The sequence below is a fragment of the Acidovorax sp. GW458-11-26-14-TSB4 genome (assembly GCF_059423865.1).
In genome coordinates this window covers 885,490-905,881 of record NZ_JBWKYR010000001.1, presented here as the reverse complement: position 1 = coordinate 905,881, position 20,392 = coordinate 885,490, and the positions used below count along the sequence as shown (strand labels likewise).

Genomic DNA, 20,392 nt, shown 5'->3' with positions numbered 1-20,392 from the left:
TTTTCCATGATTTCACCGCAAGCCCTTGAACTGGCGCAAACCCTGGTGCGCATGAACACCGTGAGCCATAACTCCAACCTGGAGCTGATCCACTTCATCCGCGACCACCTGGCCAAGCTGGGCGTCACGAGCCGCCTGACCTACAACGCCGACAAGACCAAGGCCAACCTGTTCGCCACGCTGGGCGAAGGCAAGGCCAGTGGCATCATCCTCTCGGGCCACACCGACACCGTGCCGTGGGATGGCCAGGATTGGACGATGGACCCCTTGAGCGCTCTCGTCAAGGACGGCTGCCTGTACGGCCGTGGCAGCGCGGACATGAAGGCCTTCATCGGCATCGCGGTATCCCATGCCGAGCAATTCCTGAACAGCGACACCCCCTTTGCCGTGCACCTGGCTTTCAGCTATGACGAGGAAGTGGGCTGCTTCGGCGTGAAGGAGCTGATCGCCGACCTGCGCGATGCCAGCATCCGCCCGCTGGCCTGCATCGTGGGCGAACCCACGGGCATGGTGCCGGCCATCGCGCACAAGGGCGTGTACCGCTACAAGTGCTGCGTGCGCGGCAAGGAAGCGCATTCTTCGCTCACCCCGCATTCGGTGAACGCCATCGAGATGGCAGCGCGCGTGGTGGGCCGGGTGCGCGACATGGCCGAGGGCTTCGAGCGCGACGAGCCGCGCTTCGAGGGCTTCGACGTGCCGTTTTCCACCGCCAGCGTGGGCCAGTTCCACGGCGGCATTGCCGACAACGTGGTGCCGCGCGACGCCGAGTTCCGCTACGAATTCCGCGATCTGCCCACGGCCAACGCGGCGCAGATGCAGGCCGAGGTGCTGGCCTATGCGCGCTCGCTGGAGCCGGCCATGCAGAAGGTGGCGCCGCAGACCGGCTTCAGTTTCGAGACCATCTGCGAGATCCCGAGCTTTCTGGGCAGCAAGGACGACGCCGTGACCCGCCTGGCGCAGGAACTGAGCGGCGAGCAGGGCACCACCCTGGTGGCCTTCGGCACCGAGGCCGGCCTGTTCAAGAACGCCGGCATCCCCACCGTGGTGTGCGGCCCGGGCAGCATCCAGCAGGCGCACCAGCCCGACGAGTATGTGAGCCTGGAACAGTTGGGCCGCTGCGAGGCCTTCATGCAAGGCCTGGCGCGCACCAAGGCCTTCGGCTGAGAGGGACGTTCAGGTCCTCACCCGGCCGTCGCCGGCCAGGTAGCCCTCCAGGCTGGAGTAGTTGGCCTGCACCTTGTCGCCCCCCTTCCTGATGGCGTCCAGGAATTCGCGCGTGATCTGGCGCGAGGGCCGAACAGCGCGAACACGTCGTCGGCCAGGAGCTTTCGGGTGTTCTCGGCACAGCGCTCAGGTTGGTAGCCATCGTCCAGCGTGCGGATCTCCACTGGGCATTGAGCTGGTCGAAGAACAGCTCGGCGCCTGCTGGAACTGGATGCCGAGCTGCGCGGTCGGGCCGGTGAGTGCGGCCGACTGGCCCAGCACGATGCGCCCTCGCCCTGCGCCCGGGCCAGTTGGAAGCCGCCCAGGGCCGCCGCCCCCACATCCTACTGAAAACTGCCTGCGCCCTATTGGTACCTTGTTCATGGTGAAATCCCGTTCCTGGGGTGTGGACCCCCGTGAATCGCCGCAAGCCGAGCGAATCATTCTTCTGGACATGCGTGCCACAAGCGCGCCCCCACCCAGCCCTGCAGCCAGCTTAGCGACCAGCCCCGAAAAATGCCCATGATCGAAGCGCCCGCCCCTACCGAATCCGCGCCCATTTCCGTGCGCGGCGCCTGCCCCCACGACTGCCCCGACACCTGTGCGCTGCTCACCACCGTGGTCGATGGCGTGGCCACCCGGGTGCAGGGCAATCCGGAGCACTCCCACACCGACGGCGTGCTGTGCGCCAAGGTCTCGCGCTACACCGAGCGCAGCTACCACCAGGAGCGTGTGCTCACCCCGCTCAAGCGCACAGGCCCCAAGGGCAGCGGGCAATTCACGCCCGTTGGTTGGGACGAGGCCCTGGCCGACATCGCGCAGCGCCTTTCCACCATCGCCGCGCACGACCCCGAGGCCATCCTGCCCTACAGCTACGCTGGCACCATGGGCATGGTGCAGGGCGAGAGCATGGACCGGCGCTTCTTCCACCGCCTGGGCGCCTCGCTGCTGGACCGCACCATCTGCGCCTCGGCCGGTGCGGAGGCCCTGGTGCAGACCCTGGGCGGCAAGGTGGGCATGAAGGTGGAGTTCTTCGCCGAGGCGCAGCTCATCCTGATCTGGGGCAGCAACTCCATCGGCAGCAACCTGCACTTCTGGCGCTACGCCCAGCAGGCCAAGCGCAACGGCGCCAAACTGGTCTGCATCGACCCGCGCAAGACCGAGACGGCCGACAAGTGCCACGAGCACATCGCCCTGCGCCCCGGCACCGACGCGGCGCTGGCCCTGGCGCTGATGCACGAGCTGATCGCCCACGACTGGCTGGACCACGACTACATCGCGCGCCACACCCTGGGCTGGGACGGCCTGCGCGAGCGCGCCCTGCAATGGCCGCCCGAGCGCGCGGCCGAGGTCTGCGGCATCCCGGTGGAGCAGATCCGCCAGCTGGCCAGGGACTACGGCACCACGAAGCCCGCCGCGATCCGCCTGAACTACGGCATGCAGCGTGTGCGTGGCGGGGGCAATGCCGTGCGCGCCGTCACCTGCCTGCCCGCGCTCACGGGCGCCTGGCGCCACCGTGCGGGCGGCATGCTGCTGTCCAGTTCCGGCCAGTACCCGGTGCAGCGCGCCGTGCTGCAGCGCCCCGACCTGCTGGCGGGGCGCCAGCCGCGCACCATCAACATGTCCACCATCGGCGACGACCTGCTGCGCCCGGCCTCGCCCGGCTTCGGGCCCCAGGTGCAGGCCGTGGTGGTCTACAACAGCAATCCCGTGGCGGTGGCGCCCGACTCGGGCAAGGTGGTGCAGGGCTTTGCGCGCGATGATCTGTTCACCGTGGTGCTGGAGCACTTCCGCACCGACACGGCCGACTATGCCGACTACGTGCTGCCCGCCACCACGCAGCTCGAGCACTGGGATGTGCACCTGTCCTACGGCCACACCGACGTGGTGCTCAACAGGCCCGCCATCGCGCCGCTGGGCGAGGCGCGCTCCAACGCGCAGATCTTCCGCGACCTAGCCTTGCACATGGGCTACACCGACCCGTGCTTTACCGACGACGACGCTACCCTGTGCCGCCAGGCCTTCGGCGATGCGGTGGACTTCGCACTGCTCGAATCGCAGGGCTTTGCCACGCTGGCCATGCCCGATGCGCCGTTCGCCGAGGGGCAGTTCCCCTCCCCTTCGGGCAAGTGCGAGTTCTACAGCGCACGCCTGGCCGCCCAGGGGCTCGATGGTCTGCCCGACCACCTGCCCAACTACGAGCTGCAGGGCAGCTCGGCCGCCTACCCGCTGGCGATGATCTCGCCGCCGGCGCGCAACTTCCTCAATTCCACCTTCGTCAACGTGAAGACTCTGCGCGACATCGAAGGCCGGCCGCTCTTGGAGATCCACCCCGACGACGCCGAGGCACGCGGCATTGCCAACGACAGCATCGTGCGCGTGTTCAATGCCCGGGGCAGCTACCGCTGCCACGCCAGCGTGTCGCGCCGCGCCCGGCCCGGCGTGGTCAACGGCATGGGCATCTGGTGGCGCAAGCTGGGGCTCGATGGCACCAACGTCAACGAGATTACCAGCCAGGCCCTGACCGACCTGGGGCGCGCCCCCACCTTCTACGACTGCCTGGTGGAGGTGGAGGCGGTGAACGAAACGGCCTGAACCGTCACGCCCCGGGCGCCAGCGCCAGGTAGTGGTGCACCACGGGCTTGTCCGGGCCCTGGTGGAAGCGCAGCGCCTGCGCCTGCAGGTCGGCATCGGCCTGGGAAACCCGGTCGTGCTGGCGCAGGTGCTCGGCCCAGGACTCGACCAGGAACCATTCGATCACGCGCCCGGGCTCGCCCGTGTGCTCGGCCACACCCCAGGCATAGGCCCCGTCGCGCCGGCGCTCCGCCGCCACCAGCTGCATGGCCTGCAGAAAGGCCGGCTGGTCCTCCTTGCGGATGCGGTACTCCACCTGCACCATGACCGGGCCCCGGTCGTGCGCCACAGGCTCGGCCAGCAGGGGCTCGGGCCAGTGGCGCGAGGGCTGCAGGTCGGCCTCGCCCGTGGGCAGCTTGACGCGGTGGAACACGAAGGCCACCACCACCAGCCCGGCCGCGCCGATGAGCAGCGTGGTCGCCACCCCGAGTTGCCCCGCCACCAGGCCCCAGCCCAGGCTGCCGGCCGCCATGGCACCGTTGAACACCATGAGGTAGATGGCCAGGCCGCGCCCGCGCACCCAGTTGGGCAGCACCGCCTGGGCCACGCCGTTGAGGGTGGTCAGCGCGATGATCCAGCCCAGGCCCAGCACCAGCATCAGCGCCACGGCGGCCCATTGCGGGGGCGCCAAGGTCAGCAAAGCCATCACGCCGGCCGTGAGCAGCGACGCGGTGAGCACCAGGCCATCGGTGTCAAGCCGGCGGCGCAGTTGGGGCAGCAGCACGGCACCCAGGATGGCACCTGCCCCTACGGCGCCCAGCAGCACGCCATAGAACCCGGCCGAGCCGCCCAGCATGCGCCGGGCCACCAGGGGCAGCAGCGCCCACACGGAACTGGCGAACAGGAAGAACACCGCCGCGCGCAGCAGCACCACGTGCAGCTCGCGGCTGGCACGGGCATAGCGCACGCCGGCCCGGAAGGCGCCGAAGAACTGCTCGCCGCGCCCCGTGTCCACAGCCGCCGGCCGGCGCCACCACAGCAGCGCCGCGATCACGAACACATAGCTCAGCACATCCAGGCCATAGGCCGCGGCCGCGCCGAAGCTGGCCAGCAGCAGGCCGCCGACCGCCGGGCCCACGGCGCGTGCGATGTTGATGCCCAGCGAGTTGAGCGCCACGGCATTGCGCAGCTCGCTGCGCGGCACCAGCTCGGGCACGATGGACTGCCAGGTGGGCCCCATGAGCGCCGCACCCACACCGCCCAGGAAGGTCAGCGCGATCAGGTACTCCACCGTGAGCGTGTGGGTGTGGGCCAGCAGCAGCAGGGCGCCGCTCACCCCGGCCAGCAGGACCTGCACGGCGATCAGAAAGCGCCGCCGGTCCAGGATGTCCGAGAGCACGCCGGCCGGTAGCGCCAGGAGGAAGATCGGCAGCGTGGCCGCCGTCTGCACCAGGGCCACGGCAGTGGGGCTGCTGGACAGCTCGGTCACCATCCAGGCGCTGGCCACGTCGCGCATGAAGCTGCCGATGTTGCCCAGGATGGCGGCGGCCCACAGCACCGCGAACACCGGCAGGCGCAGCGGTGCAAACGCGCCGCCGCTGGCTGCCGCAACGGGTTGCGCGGAGGGGTGTTGGTGATCATGCGCCATGCTGGCCTCCCAGGTCGTACCAGGCCACGAGGACGAATCCGCCCGCCAGGCCCCAATGTTCAAAGAATGCGTTGGCCGTGGCCCGGCGCTCTGCCGGGGCGGCCTGCCAGAAACGGTCGGCAACGAAGGCGGCCAGCACCGTGAACCCTGCGAGCGCCAGCGCCCCCAGCCAGCGGTACCAGCCCGAGACCACGAGGGCCGAGGCCCCGAGCTGCAGCGCGATGGTGGCCAGCGCGATCGGCGCGGCCGGCGCCAGGCCGAAGTGCCGCATCTCGGCCACGGCACCGCCAAAGTCGCGCGCCTTGGTGATACCGCCCTGCAGGTAGGCTGCGCACAGGCACAGCAGGGCCAGCGACTGCACCCAGGGTGCGGTCGCTGCGGAGTGAAGAGCGTCTGCCATCACACCGCCCAGCAGGCGCAGCCGAGCGCCCCCCAGAAGCCCTTGAGGTCGGCAATCGGAAGCTTGCTGCTCCAGGCCGTGGCGTGCTGGTGGCCGTGCACATTGCAGTCGTTGGCACAGGCGCAGGCGGCCGCAGCGCGCCGCATGACGGCCTGCAGAGGCGCGCCTGCCTGGTCGCCCCAGCCGCCATATCCGCCGAAGGTGCGCACCGGCGACCAGTCGGGCATGGCCGGCGGCGGCGCGGCGCCGTCGTGCGCAGCGAAGTCGCCCGCGCCATAGACCACCTTGCCGCCCACCACGGTGAGCAGGGCCGTGGTGTCGGCGATGTCGGATTCGGGGCAGGCGAAGAAATCGCGGTCGGGCACCACCAGGTCGGCGAGCTGGCCCACCTCGATGCGGCCCTTCTTGCCCTCTTCGTTGGAAAACCAGGTCACGTTCTCGGTCCACATGCGCAGCGCGGCCTCGCGGTCCAGGCAGTTGCGCTGCGGGGTCAGCTGCAGGCCGCCCACCGTCTTGCCCGTGACCAGCCAGGACAGGGACACCCAGGGGTTGTACGAGGCCACGCGCGTGGCGTCGGTGCCGGCGGAGACCTTGACGCCTTTTTCCAGCATGCGCTTGACGGGCGGCGTGGCCTCGGCCGCGCCGGCGCCGTAGCGCTCGACAAAGTACTCGCCCTGGTAGGCCATGCGGTGCTGCACGGCCACGCCGCCGCCCAGCGCCGCGATGCGGTCGATGGAGCGCTCGGAGATGGTCTCGGCATGGTCGAAGAACCAGTTCAGGCCGGCCAGCGGCGTGTCGCGGTTCACCTTCTCGAATACGTCGAGCGCGCGGGTGATGGTCTCGTCGTAGGTGGCGTGCATGCGCCAGGGCCAGCGGTTCTGCGCGAGGATGCGCACCACGTCTTCCAGGTCGTCCTCCATCTCCGGGGCCATCTCGGGCCGGGGTTGGCGAAAGTCCTCGAAGTCGGCGGCCGAGAACACCAGCATCTCGCCCGCGCCGTTGTGGCGGAAGTAGTCCGTGCCCTGCTTGTACTGCGAGGTGGCCGTCCAGTGCAGAAAGTCCTCTTTCTCCTGCTTGGGCTTTTGCGTGAACAGGTTGTAGGCCAGGCGGATGGTGAGCTGGTCGGCATCGGCCAGCTCCTGGATCACTGCGTAGTCGTCCGGGTAGGCCTGGAAGCCCCCGCCCGCGTCGATGGCGCCCGTGACACCCAGGCGGTTGAGCTCGCGCATGAAGTGGCGCGTGGAGTTGACCTGGTACTCGTGCGGCAGCTTGGGGCCCTTGGCCAGCGTGGCATACAGGATGGCGGCGTTGGGTTTGGCCAGCAGCAGGCCCGTGGGGTTGCCGGCGCTGTCGCGCACGATCTCGCCGCCCGGGGGCGCGGGTGTTTCGCGGGTGTAGCCCACAGCGCGCAGCGCGGCGGCGTTGAGCAGGGCACGGTCGTACAGGTGCAGGATGAACACCGGCGTATCGGGCGCCACGGCATTGAGCTCGGTAATCGTGGGCAGGCGCTTTTCGGCAAACTGGTGTTCGGTGAAGCCCCCCACCACGCGCACCCACTGCGGCGCAGGCGTCACCGCCACCTGGCGGCGCAGCATGGCCATGGCGTCGGCCAAGCTGCGCACGCCGTCCCAGCGCAGCTCCATGTTGAAGTTCAGGCCGCCACGGATGATGTGCAGGTGGTTGTCGATGAGCCCGGGCAACACCGGGCGGCCCTGCAGGTCGATGACGCGGGTGCCGGCGCCGGCCAGCGGCAGGATCTCGCGGTCCGTGCCGACCTGGGTGAAGCGGCCGCCCGCGATAGCCACGGCGCTGGCCGTGGGCTGGGCCCGGTTGAGCGTGGTGAAGCGGCCGTGGTGCAGGATCAGGTCGGGCGTGCTGGTCTGGGCCATGGGGGATCTTTCAGGGACGGGAGGGGAAAGCAGGCGCCGCAGTATCGGGCACCTGCCGGGTCATGGAGGCGAAAAGAAGGGGCCGAAGCCCCTGCCGTCAGCCTTCGTGGGCGTTGAACATCGACTTGGCGTAGGTGATGCCAAGGCCGTAGCCGCCGCCGAACTTCTTGGCAATGCCCGTCGTCATGTCATAGGTCTCGCCGCGTGCCCAGTCGCGCTGCAGCTCCAGCAGGTACTGCAGGGCCGTGATGGGCCGTGCGCCGGCCTGCACCATGCGCTCCATGGCGCGGTTGTGGGCTTCGGTGGAGATGTCGCCGCTGGCGTCGGCGATCACATAGACCTCGAAGCCCTGGTCCAGTGCCGACAGCGCTGGCCCCACGATGCACACGCTGGTCCACAGACCGGCCAGCACGATGCGCGGCTTGCCGATGGCGTTGATGCGCTCGATCACGGCCGCGTCCTCCCAGGTGTTCATGGAGGTGCGGTCCAGCAGGGCCTGGCCGGGGAACGGCGCCGTGACTTCCTCGAACATGGGGCCCGAGAAGCTCTTCTCGGCCACGGTGGTGAGGATGGTCGGCACCTTGAACCCCGCCGCCGCGCTGGCCACCAGGCCGGCGTTGGAGCGCAGCGTGATGGCGTCGATGGAGTGCGTGGCAAAGGCCATCTGCGACTGGAAGTCGATCATCACCAGGGTGTGGTCGTTCGGGGTCAGCAGCGTGGAACCGGCGGTGGGCTTGGCGATAGGCGTCATGGGAATCTCCTTGGAACGTTGGGAAAGAATGGTTGGGGAAAGCAGGAATTCAGCGGGGCATCGAAGGCAGCTCGTTGGGGCGCAGGTCGAACACCAGCACCTCGGCCTGCTCGCCATCGGCAAAGCGCAGTGCCTCGGGTTCGCGGATGCGGGCACCGTCGCCTTCGGACAGGCGCTCGCCATTGACCGTGAGGCTGCCGCGGGCCACATACACATACACATGGCGGTCGGGGCCCACGTCCAGCGTGGCGGATTCGTTGCCATCGAACAGGCCGGCGTAGACACGGGCGTCCTGGTGCACAGCCAGGGAGCCGTCCGTGCCTTCGGGCGAGATGATCTGGCGCAGGCGGCCGCGCTTGTCGGCCTCGCTGAAGTGCACTTGCTGGTAACGCGGGGCGGCACCGCGCACACCGGGCACGAGCCAGATCTGCAGGAAGTGCACGGGCTCGTCGCTCGAGTGGTTGAACTCGCTGTGCTCCACGCCGGTGCCGGCGCTCATCATCTGCACATCGCCGGGGCGGATGACCGAGCCCGTGCCCATGGAGTCCTTGTGTTCCAGCGCGCCTTCGAGCACGTAGGAGAAGATTTCCATGTCGCGGTGGCCGTGGGTGCCGAAGCCTTTTGCGGGGGCCACGCGGTCGTCGTTGATCACCAGCAGGTCCGAGAAGCCTTGCTGCTTGAGGTCACGGTAGTGGCCGAACGAGAAGGTGTGGCGCGAGTGCAGCCAGCCGTGGTTGGCATTGCCGCGTTGGTGTGCTTTGCGGATGTCGAGCATGGTGGTGTCCTTTCTTCAGATTCGATATGGTTCACACTGAGTTCCTGGTCTGCCATCCGGCAGTTGTCAGAGAGCCGCAGTGCTCTGGTGAAGAAAGTATCTCGCCACGGAGGGGGCCCTAGGTTGAAACATCAAGCGCTCCATGATCGATAATTTCGATGATGAAGATTCCACACCATCCGCCATGCTCAAACTGACCCTGGAAGCCATCGAACTCGTGGACGCCATTGCGCGGCATGGCTCCTTTGCCGGCGCGTCCGAACAACTGCACAAGGTGCCCTCCACCATTTCCTACGCCGTGGGCAAGCTGGAGGAGCAGCTGGGCTTTTCCCTGTTCACGCGCAACGGGCCGCGCGTGACCCTCACGCCTGCGGGGCAGGAGATGCTCAAGGAAGGGCGCTGGCTGCTGGTGGCCGCCGGGCATCTGGAATCGCGCATGCGCCAGATCGCCACGGGCTTCGAGTCGGAGCTGCGCCTGGTGCACGACTCGCTGATCCCCACCAGCGCCTTCAACGACGACATCTGCGCCTTCGAGGACCTGCACTGCGGCACGCGCCTGCGCATTGGCTGCGAGGCCCTCACCGGAACCTGGGAGGCCCTGCGCGAAGGCCGGGCCGACATCATCGTGGCGGCGGGCGAGGGTCCGGCCGGCGGCGGCTACAAGGCGGTGGCCGTGGGCAGCCTGGAATTCGCCTTCTGCGTGACGGCCACGCACCCGCTGGCGCAACTCAAGCGCCCCCTGGCGCGGAACGATCTCCTCGAGCACACGGCCGTGGTGGTGGGCGATGGCGCACGCGCGCTGTCGGACCGCACGGTGGGCCTGCTGTTGGGGCAGCGGCGCATCACCGTGCCCTCGATGCAGGCCAAGATCGCCTGCCAGTGCGCCGGCCTGGGCCATGGCTTCGTGCCGCGCGCCTGTGTGCGCCACGAGCTGGAGACCGGCATCCTGGTGGAACTGGTGGTGCAGGAACCCCGCGCCGACGAAACCTTCTGGCTGGCCTGGAAGCCCGAGCACATGGGCGAGGCGCTCAAGTGGTGGCGCCAGCGGCTGGCCCGGCCGCTGCTGCCGGGCATCCTGCCGCACTGATCCGGCCGGGGCCCAAGCCCCGGAGGCCTGGCTTCAGCCCAGTTGCTGCAGCACGGCGTGCGCGCCCTGCTCCGACGAGGCCGGGTTCTGCCCGGTGATCAGGTTGCCATCGGTCAGCACATAGGGCGCCCAGTCGGCCCCCTTGGAGTAGTGGCCGCCTGCAGCCTGGAGCATGTCTTCCACCAGGAAGGGGACCACCTTGGTCAGTTGCACGGCTTCTTCCTCGGAGTTGGTGAAGCCGGTGACCTTCTTTCCGTCGACCAGGTGCTTGCCGTCCGGTGCCTTGGCGTGGCGCAGCACGCCGGGGGCATGGCAGACCAGGGCCAGGGGCTTGCCGGCCGCAAAGGTCTTCTCGATTAGTGCGATTGACTGGGCATCCTCGGCCAGGTCCCACAGCGGGCCGTGGCCGCCGGGGTAGAACACGGCGTCGAAGTCCCCAGGGCGCACGCTGGCCAGCACCAAGGTGTTCGCCAGCACCTGCTGCGCGTCGGCATCGGCCTTGAAGCGGCGCGTAGCATCGGTCTGCGCGCCGGGGTCGTCGCTCTTGGGGTCCAGCGGCGGCTGGCCGCCCTTGGGCGAGGCCAGCGTGATCTGCACGCCCGCGTCCTTGAACACGTAGTACGGCGCGGCAAACTCCTCGAGCCAGAAGCCCGTCTTCTTGCCGGTATCGCCCAATTGGTCGTGCGAGGTCAGGACCATCAGGATCTTTTTCGTCATGGTGTGGCTTTCAGGGTTGGGTGAAGGAAATGGAAAGGAGTGCTCAGAGAGCCGCTTCGAGCACGCGGCGGCTTACCGCCAGCGTCACGTCGCGGTGTTCGCCCAGCGTGGCCATGCCGTGCGCTTCGAGCTGCGCCACCAGCTTGGGCACGCTGTCCGCGCCCACGCCATAGGCCGACAGCCGCGTGGGGATGCCCATGCGCTCGAAGAAATCGCGCGTGGCTGCGATCGTGGCGTCGATGCGCTCGTCGTCGGTGCCGCTGCGGATGCCCCAGACCCGCTCGCCGTACTGCAGCATCTTGGCGGCCTTGGTCTTGCGCTGGGCATGGAGCAGCGAGGGCAGTACCACGGCCAGCGTGCGCGCATGGTCGATGCCGTGCAGGGCGGTCAGTTCGTGGCCGATCATGTGCGTGGCCCAGTCCTGCGGCACGCCGGCACCGATCAGGCCATTGAGCGCCAGGGTGGCCGTCCACATCAGGTTGGCGCGGTCGGCATACACCGGCTCGGGTGCGGCCAGAATGCGCGGGCCCACCTCGATCAGCGTCTGCAAAATGCCTTCGGCGAACCGGTCCTGCACCGCGCCGTCCACCGGGTAGGTCAGGTACTGCTCCACCGTGTGCACGAAGGCATCGACCACACCGTTGGCCAGCTGCTGCGGCGGCAGGGTGTAGGTCTTGGTCGGGTCGAGCACCGAGAACACCGGGTAGGTGTGCTGGCTGCCGAAGGCCAATTTGGCGCCCTTGGCGCGGTGCGTGATGACGCCGCCGTTGTTCATCTCCGAGCCCGTGGCGGGCAGCGTGAGCACCGAGCCGAAGGGCATCGCCCCGGTGACGTTGCGGCCATGCTCTTCCAGGATGGCCCAGGGGTCGCCGCCCTCGAATTGCACGGCAGCGGCGATGAACTTCACCGCGTCGATCACCGAGCCGCCGCCCACGGCGAGCAGGAAGTCGAAGCCCCCCTCGCGGATCTGCGCCACGGCCTGCATCGAGGTCTCGTAGCTCGGGTTGGGTTCGATACCGCTGAAGGTCGCGTGCTGGCGCGTACCCAGCGCCGCGCGCACCTCGGCCAGCGTGCCGGTCTTCTCGGCGCTGGCGCCGCCCACCAGGATGAGCACCTTGGCCGCCGCAGGCACCAGGGTGGCGAGGTCGGCAATGCGGCCTTCGCCGAAAGCGATATGGGTAGGGTTGTGGAAGTCGAAGTTGAGCATGGGGTTCCGTGGGGGGTGGTGAAAAAAAGACAGGACTGGGTTGGCAGTAGACCGGTCGGCTAGTTTGGCAAATGGACGGGGCTGGGACTGGAAATATCCGCGTTCAGGCAGGCTGGCGGGACGCCTTGCCTTTGCCCGTGGCGGCGCGCGAAGCCCCCTGGCTTTTCTGTGCACGCGGGGCCTTCGGCGTGGCGGATTCCGATTCAGCGCCTGGCCCGGCATCTGCCCCGCCCAGCAAAGCTTTCGTGGCCTGCAGCGCATGCGCGAACGACGAGCCATCGCGCCGCAACTTGGCCAGCAGGCTGGCACCCAGCCACATCTCGTAGAGCGTGAGCGCCAGGGCCTCAGGGTCGGTGGCGGCCGGCACCGAGCCGTCCTGAACCGCCTCGCGCAGGCAGCGTGCGAGCCGCGCCACGATCTGCGTGGTCCCGTCGCGCAAGGCGACGCGCATGGTGTCCGACATGTCAGCCACCTCGGCGCTGAGCTTGACCACCAGGCATTTGCTGCCCTGACCCGCACCGGCATCGCAGGCCGGACCGTCCGCCCCGCACTGGGACACATTCCAGTGCTGCCAGTAGCGCATCAGCCGTGCGCGGGCAGGCTGGCCATCGGCTGCCAGCATCTGCTCCAGGTGCGCCAGGTAGCCTTCCAGGTAGCTGGCCAGCAGGGCCTCGCCAAAGCGCTCCTTGGAGCTGAAGTAATGGTAGAAAGAGCCCTTGGGCACGCCGGCCGCCGCCAGGATCTCGGCCAGCCCTACGCCCACAAAGCCCTTGGTGGCAATGAGGCGCTCGCCACATTGCAGGATGTGGGTGCGGGTGGATGCTTGGTCGCTGGTCACGGCTCTATTCTGCGCCCATTAGACCGGTCGTCTAGAAACCGGCAGGTACGACCCTGCCGGGGCCAGTGTCTTTGCGCAGCCATTTGGGGCCCTACCACGGGCGGCTTGCCGCTACCGCGTGCAGTGCATCAACAACGCCAGTCCATCCGGCGTCCTGATTTCCCCCACCGGCCGAAAGCCTGCATGGACGTAGCAGCGGATGGCGCGCGCATTGTCCGGGCTCGGATCCGTTTGTACCAAGGTCACAACCGTGTCGGCCAGCAGTTGCGCGGTGAAGGCGCGCACCATGGCACGGCCTATGCCCCGGTTCAATTGTTCTCCGTGGGCCAGGAACTGGTCGATGCCGCGCACGCCAGGGTCAGTGACGTCTTCCCACCAGCCATCGCCCGAACCCATGGCCACATAGGACTGGATGAAGCCGACGGGCGCCCCGTCGAACGAGGCGATGTAGGCCAGCGTGGCACCCGGGGAACGCTGGTCAGCCACATAGTCTGCATGCAGTTGGTCCATGGACTCCGCCGGACCCCACCACTGCGCGACATGGGGCCGCAGCAGCCAGCCATGCAGCATCGGCAGGTCCTGCACGCGCACCAGTTCAAACCGGAACTCGGATGCGCCAGGCAACGGCGCAGTTCCTCCCGTCATACCGGGCGACGGGCCACCAAGGCCCAGACACCGGCCGCGCCCAGCAGCGAGCCCCCTGACACGGCGAGCGCCGTCGAGTCACCGAGCGCCACGGCCGCGACCAGCGGCACGTTGGCGCGGCGTCCGTGGGCCATGGAATAGCTGATCACCGTGAGGATGGTGGGACAGGGAATGATGAGCAACACCGCACAGGCGGCGACAAAGGCGAACCAGATTTCGAGGGACATGGGGATGGCTCCTTGGAAGTTGAAACAGCTGCGCCTGTGCAATGCGCACCAGTATGTAAAAAGCCGATGCGCCTGCTTTGGTGCCGCTCGCTCAGTATCCTGCCGGGATGTCGGCCTCAACCAACTGGAGCAGCAGCGTCAACGACTCCTGCCAGCCCAGGTAGCACGACTCTGCGGGGATCACGGCAGGGATGCCCTCCTGCACCACGCTCATCTCGGTGCCGCAGGACACGGGCGTCAGCGTGACCGTGGTGGTCATCTCGCCGGGCAGGTTGGGATCGTCGAATCGCGCGTTGTAGCGCAGGCGTTCGCCCGGCACCAGCTCCAGGTAGCTGCCGCCGAAAGAATGGCTACCCCCTGCCCCATGGTTGGTGAAGGACATGCGGTATGCGCCGCCCACACGGGCGTCAAGCGCATGCACCTCGGCCGTGAAACCGTGCGGCGGCAGCCACTTGACCAGGGCCTGCGGCGTGAGGAAGGCGCGGTAGATGCGGTCAGGCGTGGAACGGATGACGCGGTGGAGGCGGACAGTGCCGGTGGTGGTAGCAGTGCTCATGGTGGAATGCCTGTGAAGAAGCAGAGGACGGCCCTCTGTGGACTACGACGTGCGACCATGGCCCAGATCGACACCGAGCACTCCAGGGTAATCACTTATTTTTCGGAATCGGTGCGCGAAAGGTCCACCAGCAAGTCCAGCCGCCGCACGGCCTTCCAGGTCTCGCGCTTGAATGCACGGTGGTAGGCATCGATGGCGGCGGTGGAGCGCTCGGCAACAGCCTGGGCCGCCGCCTGCGAGCGCGAACGCATGTAGTAGACGAGATAGTCCCCCTCGGCCCCGGAGTCGAGAAAAACCGACTCCACCGCCACCCCCTCGGCGGCCAGGGTGGCCAGGGCTTCCTCCCTGTGGGTGCGCAGGTGCTCCGCCCATTCGCGCACCCGGGGCAGGGAGCCGGGTTCCAGCTGGATGCGGGCGCAGACGACTTCTTCGGGCATGGGTGCAACAGGCGGGCGCCATGAAAAAAGGGCCACTATCGCCGGTGCGCCCGGCGATGGCAACCCTTGGGGACTCGGGGCAGAGAGCCCCTGTGGAAACCGGTCAGTCGAGTTTTACGCCTGCCGCCTTGATGATCTCGCCCCAACGCTTGGACTCGGCGCGAGCCATGGCGCGGAACTGCTCGGGCGTGCCGGGCAGCGGCTCCATGCCGAAATCGGTCATGCGCTTGAGCACCGCGGGGTTGGCCAGCGCCTTGTTGAGGTCGCCGTTCAGACGCGCGGTGATGGCGGCAGGCAGGCCGGCGGGACCGAGGATGCCCTGGAAGGCATAGACCTCGGTGTTGGGCACGCCGGCTTCCGCCAAGGTGGGCACGTCGGGCAGTACCGACACGCGCTTGGCCGAGCCGATGGCCAGGGCGCGCACCTTGCCGCTGGTGATGACCGGCAGGCCGGCGGCCAGGTCCAGGAACATGCACGGCACCTGGCCGCCCATCACGTCCTGCAGCGCGGGGGCTGCGCCGCGGTAGGGAATGTGCGTGAGGAAGGTCTTGGTGCGGTTCTTGAACATCTCCATCGCCAGGTGGTGCGGCGAGCCGTTGCCCGGCGATGCATAGTTGAGCTTGCCGGGGTTGGCGCGTGCGTAGGCCAGGAATTCCTTGAGCGTCTTGGCCTCGAAGGACGGGTGCACCACCAGCGCCAGCGGAAAGCGGCTGATGCCACCCACGTAGGTAAAGTCCTTCTCGGGGTTGAAGGGGAGCTTGGTGAACAGGTGCTCGTTGAAGGCCAGCACGGCGTTGTCGGCCGACATGAAGGTGTTGCCGTCCGGTTTGGCCGTGGCCACCATCTGCGCGCCGATGTTGGTGGCCGCGCCAGGGCGGTTGTCCACCACGATCTGCTGGCCCAGGGTCTGGCGCATGGCCTCGGCCACGGTGCGCGCCAGCACGTCGGTGCCGCCGCCGGCCGGGTAGGGAACGACCCAGCGCAACGGCTGGTCGGGCCAGGCGGACTGGGCCTGCGCCCAGGGGACGGCGGCGGACGCGCCGGCAGCGGCCAGGGCGGAAAGAACGGTACGGCGTTGCAAGGTCATGGTGGTTGTCTCCGTGATGATGAAAAAATTCGAATGGAACCAGGGTCAGCGCGGGACCTTGGCCGGCGGGCCCTGGCGCACACTTGGCGGCGCGTGCGGCACGCGCGTGACGCGAAAGCCCTTGGCAGCCATCAAGGCGGGCAGGCCCTCGGCGCCCACCATGTGCAGCACGCCCACGGCAGCGAACACCGCGTGGCCGGCCGCGTGCTGGGCGGCGATGCCATCGGCCAGGGCCGGGTTGCGCCCTTCGACGATGCGCGCGTAATCAGCGCGGTCTTCGGCGGTCTTGAGGCAGTCGCACCAGTTGCCGTAGTCGCGCAGGGTGTCGAGCTGGCCCTCGGCCCAGGCGCGCGTGAGCGTGGCGATGATCTTGCGGGCTTGGCCGCCTTCGAGCTGGCGCAGGCCCTCTTCCAGCGTGCGGGCGACCTTGGCGGGGTCGTCCGACACCAGCAGCGCGATCTGCGCCTCGGCAGACTCCAGCGAGACGACCTTCTTGTCCATGGCGCGTGCCAGGCCCGCCAGGAACAGGTCGATGCCATAGGCCGGGTCGATGCCCACGCCGCGCGCAGCCAGGCCGACCAGCGATACCAGCTGGATCTCGGGCCGCAGGCGCACCAGGGTGGCATCGGCGCACAGGGCCTCGCGCTGTGCCCGCAGACGCCGGGCCAGCGCCTCGGGCAGCGGCGGGGCGTTCGGGGCCGGCAGCACGGCAGTGGCCAGTGCGCCGGCGACCGCCGGGTCCATCAGGTCGACTTCCAGCGCAATGCGGTCGGCCCGGCGCAGGGCTTCGCGCACCGCGGGGCCGGGGAGCACCCAGCCGCGCTCTGCCGCGTGGATGGTGCCGTAGAGCCAGCTGGTGCGGCCGTCCTTCTCGATGCGCCAGAGCAGGCCGCGGTCGCGGTCGTCACGGCGGGCCGCCTCGGCATCGGCAGGGCCGATGGGGGTGGCGGCGGGCGGGCAGACGGGGCCAGTGTCTGCCTTGCCCTGTGCGTGCGCAGCCAGCGCCGGGACGGCAAGCGCCAAGCCCGCCAAGCCTGCGCGCAGCGGTCGCCCCAGGCCGCGCAGGCGCAAGAGCATCAGCTCGGCTCCACGATGGCCTGGTCGATGGCGCCGAAAATGCTCGCGCCGTCCTTGCCCTTGACCTCGATGCGGATGGTGTCGCCGAACTTCATGAACTCGGTGCTGGGCTTGCCGTCCTGGATGGTCTCGATGCAGCGCTTTTCGGCGATGCAGCTGTAGCCCTTGGGCCACTCGGTGCGGCCGTTCTGCTCCACGCCCTTGTTGCTCACGGTGCCGCTACCGATGATGGAGCCGGCGCGCACGTTGCGCGTTTTGGCCACATGGGCGATGAGCTGGCCGAAGTGAAAAGTCATCTCGGGGCCGGCATCGCACATGCCGACCTTGCGGCCGTTCCAGGTGGACTGCACCACCAGGTCCAGGCGGCCGTGGTTCCAGGCGTCGCCCAGTTCGTCGAGCGTCACGGCCACGGGGCCGAAGGCGGTGGCCGGCTTGCTCTGGAAGAAGCCGAAGCCCTTGGCCAGCTCGGCCGGGATCAGGTTGCGCAGGCTCACGTCGTTCACGATGGTGACCAGGCGGATGCCGTCCAGCGCCTGCTCGGGCGTGGCGCCCATCTTCACGTCGCCGGTGATGACGGCGATCTCGGCCTCGAAGTCGATGCCCATGGCTTCGCTGGGCACCACCACGTCATCGCAGGGGCCGATGAAGTCGTCGCTGCCGCCCTGGTACATCAGCGGGTCGGAGTAGAAGCTCTCGGGCACCTCGGCATTGCGCGCCTTGCGCACCAGCTCCACGTGGTTGAGGTAGGCCGAGCCATCGGCCCACTGGTAGGCCCGTGGCAACGGGGCCATGCACTGGGCCGGGTCGAACGGGAAGGCATGGCGCGCGCGGCCGGCGTTGAGCTGGTCGTACAGGTCCTGCAGCTGGGGCGACAGGAAGCCCCAGTCGTCCAGCACCTGCTGCAGCTTGCTGGCGATGCCGGTCGCATAATGGGCCGTGCCCAGGTCACGCGAGACGACGACCAGTTGGCCGTCGCGCGAGCCGTCTTTGTAGGTAGCAAGTTTCATGGTTTGGAGCCTCGGGTCTCTGGAACAGCGGTGCTGCCGACGCTACGGTACACGCCGGACATGAATTACGCTTGGGTAAATTGATTTAACTAAACAAAACCAGAGAATTTTAGTGCACATGGACAAAGAACGTGCAGGTATCCAGTCCGTGGAGGTCGGTTTTGCGCTGCTGGAGGGCCTCACGCGCGCCCGCGGACCGCTGATGCTCAAGGACCTGGCCGCATCGGCCGGCATGAGCGCTGCCAAGGCCCACCGTTACCTCGTGAGCTTCCAGCGCCTGGAACTGGTCACGCAGGACAGCCGCACCGCACGCTACGACCTGGGGCCCGCAGCGCTCAAGCTCGGGCTGGCGTCGCTGGCCCGGCTCGACGCGGTGCGCCTGGCGCGCGAGCGCATGCCCGCGCTGATGGAACACATACACCACACGCTGGCGCTGGCCGTCTGGGGCAACCATGGGCCGACCATCGTGCACTGGGAAGAGTCCTCCCAGGCCGTCACGGCCAATCTGCGCCTGGGCGATGTGATGCCACTGCTGTCCTCGGCCACGGGCCGCTGCTTTGCCGCCTACATGGCGCCCGACCTCGTGGCGCCCCTGCTCAAGGAAGAAATGGCGCGCGCCGCCAAGAACCGGCGCGCCGACCTGCCCACCACCATGGCCGAGGTGCAGGCCCTGCTGGCCGAGGTGCGCGAGCGCGGCGTGGCGCGCGTGGTGGACACGCTGCTGCCCGGCATCGTGGCCTTCTGCGCGCCGGTGTTCGATGCCGATGGCCATCTGGAGTTGGGCATCACCACGCTGGGCTCCGTCGCCACCTTCGACCCCGAATGGGGCGGCGCCATCGATGCCCCGCTGCGCGCCGCCGCGGCCCAGCTGTCACGCGACCTGGGCGCAGGCTGCGCATGACCGCAGGGCAGCCCCGCTGATGCCCCGGCGCGCGCTGATCGCCCTGACCGCGCTGGTGCTGGCGCTGCACTGGCTGCTGCTGCGCGGTGTGCCCCTGGTGTGGGACAGCCCGGCTGCCCCTACAGGCCAGGTATTCAGCACGCGCACCATTGCAGCGGCACCCGCACCCGTGGTCGCCCCCTTGCCACCACCAGCGGCCACCCCGGCCCCGCCGCCCGCTGCGCCGGCACCTGTGCCACGCAAGAGAACGCCACGCCCCCTGCCGGTTGCCGAAGCGCCCCCGCCCGCCGAGCTGCCAACGGCATCGCCGGAGCCCGTGGCGCCCCCCGAGCCGGCCACGGAAGCAGCAGTTGCGCCCGCAGTGGCCGAAACCACGGCACCACCTGAACCCGCAGCCTCCGCTGCCGTGGCGGCCGCATCCGCACCGGCCGCTCCTGCATCCACCCCGGCGGAGGTGGTGAACCCCACAGCCGCCGGCATCGACATCGCCCCGCCCGGCAGCGGCACCGGCCAGCAGGCCAGCGCCGCCGCGCCGCCGGTGCAGATCCCGGCCCCCGTGCGCCTGACCTACGAGGTCAAGGGCCAGGCCAAGAAGTTCGACTACACGGCGCGGGCCGAGCTGCTTTGGCAGCACGATGGCAGCCGCTACGAGGCGCGCCAGGAAGTGAGCGCCTTTCTCATCGGTTCGCGCAGCCAGCGCAGTACCGGCCTGGTGAGCGCCCAGGGGCTGCAACCCGAGCGCTTCGGGGACCGCTCGCGCAGCGAGCAGGCCGCGCATTTCGACTATGCGCAGGGCCGCGTGACCTTCAGCGCCAACACGCCACAGGCCGCCATCGGCCCCGGCGCGCAAGACCGGCTGAGCATGTTCATCCAGCTGGCGGCCATGCTGTCGGCCGACCCGGCCCGCTACACGCCGGGCACGCAGATCACGCTGACCACCGTGAGCGCGCGCAATGCCGACCGCTGGACCTTCAGCGTCGAAGCCCCCGAGACGCTGAACCTGCCCGTGGGCGCCATGCCCACCCTGAAGCTGCTGCGCCTGCCGCGGCGCGACTACGACCAGAAAGCCGAGCTGTGGCTGGCGCCCGGCCTCAACTACCTGCCCGTGCGCATCAAGCTCACCCAGTCCAACGGCGACTTCGCCGACCTGCTGCTGCGCGGTAGCGACAAACCCTGACCCTGCGTGGGCCCAGGCGCCGACGTGCACCGCCTGGTCGGCGGATGCGTTGTAGGAGAGCGTGCCGACAGGTGTTGTGTTCTTTCCACCGCCGGTGAAATACCCCTGTGGCGCCGCCGCTGCGCACGATTCGTGAAATACTGTTACCACGCAGAGCCAGCCCACAAGCCTTGAACTCTGCCGACCCGC

18 protein-coding genes and 3 pseudogenes are annotated in these 20,392 nt (G+C 68.7%); 5 read left to right on the top strand and 16 right to left on the bottom strand.

What is annotated here, in order from left to right; genetic code table 11:
• Window positions 1-6 precede the first annotated feature (6 nt).
• Entirely contained in the window at window positions 7-1,164 is a 1,158-nt protein-coding gene (argE, locus tag AC07X5_RS04340) for an acetylornithine deacetylase (protein WP_494769153.1), read from the top strand.
• Window positions 1,165-1,292: 128 nt separating this feature from the next.
• On the opposite strand, the pseudogene AC07X5_RS04335 reads toward argE, so the two are convergent.
• Window positions 1,293-1,587: pseudogene (locus tag AC07X5_RS04335) on the bottom strand (ABC transporter substrate-binding protein); the annotation flags it as partial.
• A gap of 132 nt (window positions 1,588-1,719) precedes the next feature.
• Between AC07X5_RS04335 and AC07X5_RS04330 the strand changes: the two are divergent.
• A complete protein-coding gene (locus AC07X5_RS04330) occupies window positions 1,720-3,798 on the top strand; it encodes a molybdopterin-containing oxidoreductase family protein (protein WP_494769152.1) in 2,079 nt (692 codons plus the stop codon).
• A 4-nt stretch (window positions 3,799-3,802) separates the two neighbouring features.
• Here AC07X5_RS04330 and AC07X5_RS04325 read toward each other — a convergent pair whose 3' ends face one another.
• The 5 genes from AC07X5_RS04325 to AC07X5_RS04305 form a co-directional block, all read right to left on the bottom strand.
• Entirely contained in the window at window positions 3,803-5,425 is a 1,623-nt protein-coding gene (locus tag AC07X5_RS04325) for an MFS transporter (RefSeq protein ID WP_494769151.1), read from the bottom strand.
• A complete protein-coding gene (locus AC07X5_RS04320) occupies window positions 5,415-5,825 on the bottom strand; it encodes a DoxX family protein (protein WP_494769150.1) in 411 nt (136 codons plus the stop codon). The genes AC07X5_RS04325 and AC07X5_RS04320 overlap by 11 nt, the downstream gene beginning before the upstream one ends.
• The gene (locus AC07X5_RS04315) at window positions 5,825-7,714 is read right to left on the bottom strand and encodes an amidohydrolase (protein WP_494769149.1); all 1,890 of its coding nucleotides are present in this window, start codon (window positions 7,712-7,714) and stop codon (window positions 5,825-5,827) included. The genes AC07X5_RS04320 and AC07X5_RS04315 overlap by 1 nt, the downstream gene beginning before the upstream one ends.
• Before the next feature lie 97 nt (window positions 7,715-7,811).
• Entirely contained in the window at window positions 7,812-8,465 is a 654-nt protein-coding gene (locus AC07X5_RS04310; RefSeq protein ID WP_494769148.1) for a hydrolase, read from the bottom strand.
• Between the two features lie 49 nt (window positions 8,466-8,514).
• A complete protein-coding gene (locus AC07X5_RS04305; RefSeq protein WP_494769147.1) occupies window positions 8,515-9,240 on the bottom strand; it encodes a pirin family protein in 726 nt (241 codons plus the stop codon).
• Window positions 9,241-9,424: 184 nt separating this feature from the next.
• On the opposite strand from AC07X5_RS04305, the gene AC07X5_RS04300 reads away from it, so the two are divergent.
• Window positions 9,425-10,327: a LysR family transcriptional regulator gene (locus AC07X5_RS04300; protein ID WP_494769146.1), complete on the top strand. Its 903-nt coding sequence runs from the start codon at window positions 9,425-9,427 to the stop codon at window positions 10,325-10,327.
• 33 nt (window positions 10,328-10,360) lie between these two features.
• Here the strand turns inward: AC07X5_RS04300 and AC07X5_RS04295 are convergent, their stop codons facing one another.
• From AC07X5_RS04295 to AC07X5_RS04250, 10 genes and pseudogenes are all read right to left on the bottom strand, one after another.
• Window positions 10,361-11,044, bottom strand: a complete 684-nt coding sequence (locus AC07X5_RS04295) for a type 1 glutamine amidotransferase domain-containing protein (RefSeq protein ID WP_409960342.1) — start codon at window positions 11,042-11,044, stop codon at window positions 10,361-10,363.
• 43 nt (window positions 11,045-11,087) lie between these two features.
• Window positions 11,088-12,251: an iron-containing alcohol dehydrogenase gene (locus AC07X5_RS04290; RefSeq protein WP_494769145.1), complete on the bottom strand. Its 1,164-nt coding sequence runs from the start codon at window positions 12,249-12,251 to the stop codon at window positions 11,088-11,090.
• Window positions 12,252-12,480: 229 nt separating this feature from the next.
• Window positions 12,481-13,089 (bottom strand): annotated as a pseudogene (locus AC07X5_RS04285) (TetR/AcrR family transcriptional regulator); the annotation flags it as partial.
• 111 nt (window positions 13,090-13,200) lie between these two features.
• Window positions 13,201-13,659: a GNAT family N-acetyltransferase gene (locus tag AC07X5_RS04280; RefSeq protein ID WP_494769463.1), complete on the bottom strand. Its 459-nt coding sequence runs from the start codon at window positions 13,657-13,659 to the stop codon at window positions 13,201-13,203.
• 83 nt (window positions 13,660-13,742) lie between these two features.
• Window positions 13,743-13,961: pseudogene (locus tag AC07X5_RS04275) on the bottom strand (LysE family translocator); the annotation flags it as partial.
• Between the two features lie 91 nt (window positions 13,962-14,052).
• Window positions 14,053-14,517, bottom strand: a complete 465-nt coding sequence (locus AC07X5_RS04270; protein WP_494769144.1) for an SRPBCC family protein — start codon at window positions 14,515-14,517, stop codon at window positions 14,053-14,055.
• A gap of 95 nt (window positions 14,518-14,612) precedes the next feature.
• Entirely contained in the window at window positions 14,613-14,954 is a 342-nt protein-coding gene (locus AC07X5_RS04265) for a DUF6176 family protein (RefSeq protein ID WP_494769143.1), read from the bottom strand.
• 103 nt (window positions 14,955-15,057) lie between these two features.
• The gene (locus tag AC07X5_RS04260; protein ID WP_494769462.1) at window positions 15,058-16,035 is read right to left on the bottom strand and encodes a Bug family tripartite tricarboxylate transporter substrate binding protein; all 978 of its coding nucleotides are present in this window, start codon (window positions 16,033-16,035) and stop codon (window positions 15,058-15,060) included.
• Between the two features lie 51 nt (window positions 16,036-16,086).
• Complete coding sequence (locus AC07X5_RS04255; protein WP_494769142.1) at window positions 16,087-17,118, bottom strand: TraB/GumN family protein; 1,032 nt, start codon at window positions 17,116-17,118, stop codon at window positions 16,087-16,089.
• Window positions 17,118-18,125, bottom strand: a complete 1,008-nt coding sequence (locus AC07X5_RS04250) for a fumarylacetoacetate hydrolase family protein (RefSeq protein ID WP_494769141.1) — start codon at window positions 18,123-18,125, stop codon at window positions 17,118-17,120. The genes AC07X5_RS04255 and AC07X5_RS04250 overlap by 1 nt, the downstream gene beginning before the upstream one ends.
• 118 nt (window positions 18,126-18,243) lie before the next feature.
• Here AC07X5_RS04250 and AC07X5_RS04245 point away from each other — a divergent pair, with 118 nt between their 5' ends.
• Together AC07X5_RS04245 and AC07X5_RS04240 are read left to right on the top strand one after the other, a co-directional pair.
• Complete coding sequence (locus AC07X5_RS04245; RefSeq protein WP_409960348.1) at window positions 18,244-19,026, top strand: IclR family transcriptional regulator; 783 nt, start codon at window positions 18,244-18,246, stop codon at window positions 19,024-19,026.
• Between the two features lie 19 nt (window positions 19,027-19,045).
• Entirely contained in the window at window positions 19,046-20,203 is a 1,158-nt protein-coding gene (locus AC07X5_RS04240; RefSeq protein WP_409960349.1) for a DUF3108 domain-containing protein, read from the top strand.
• Window positions 20,204-20,392 lie beyond the last annotated feature (189 nt).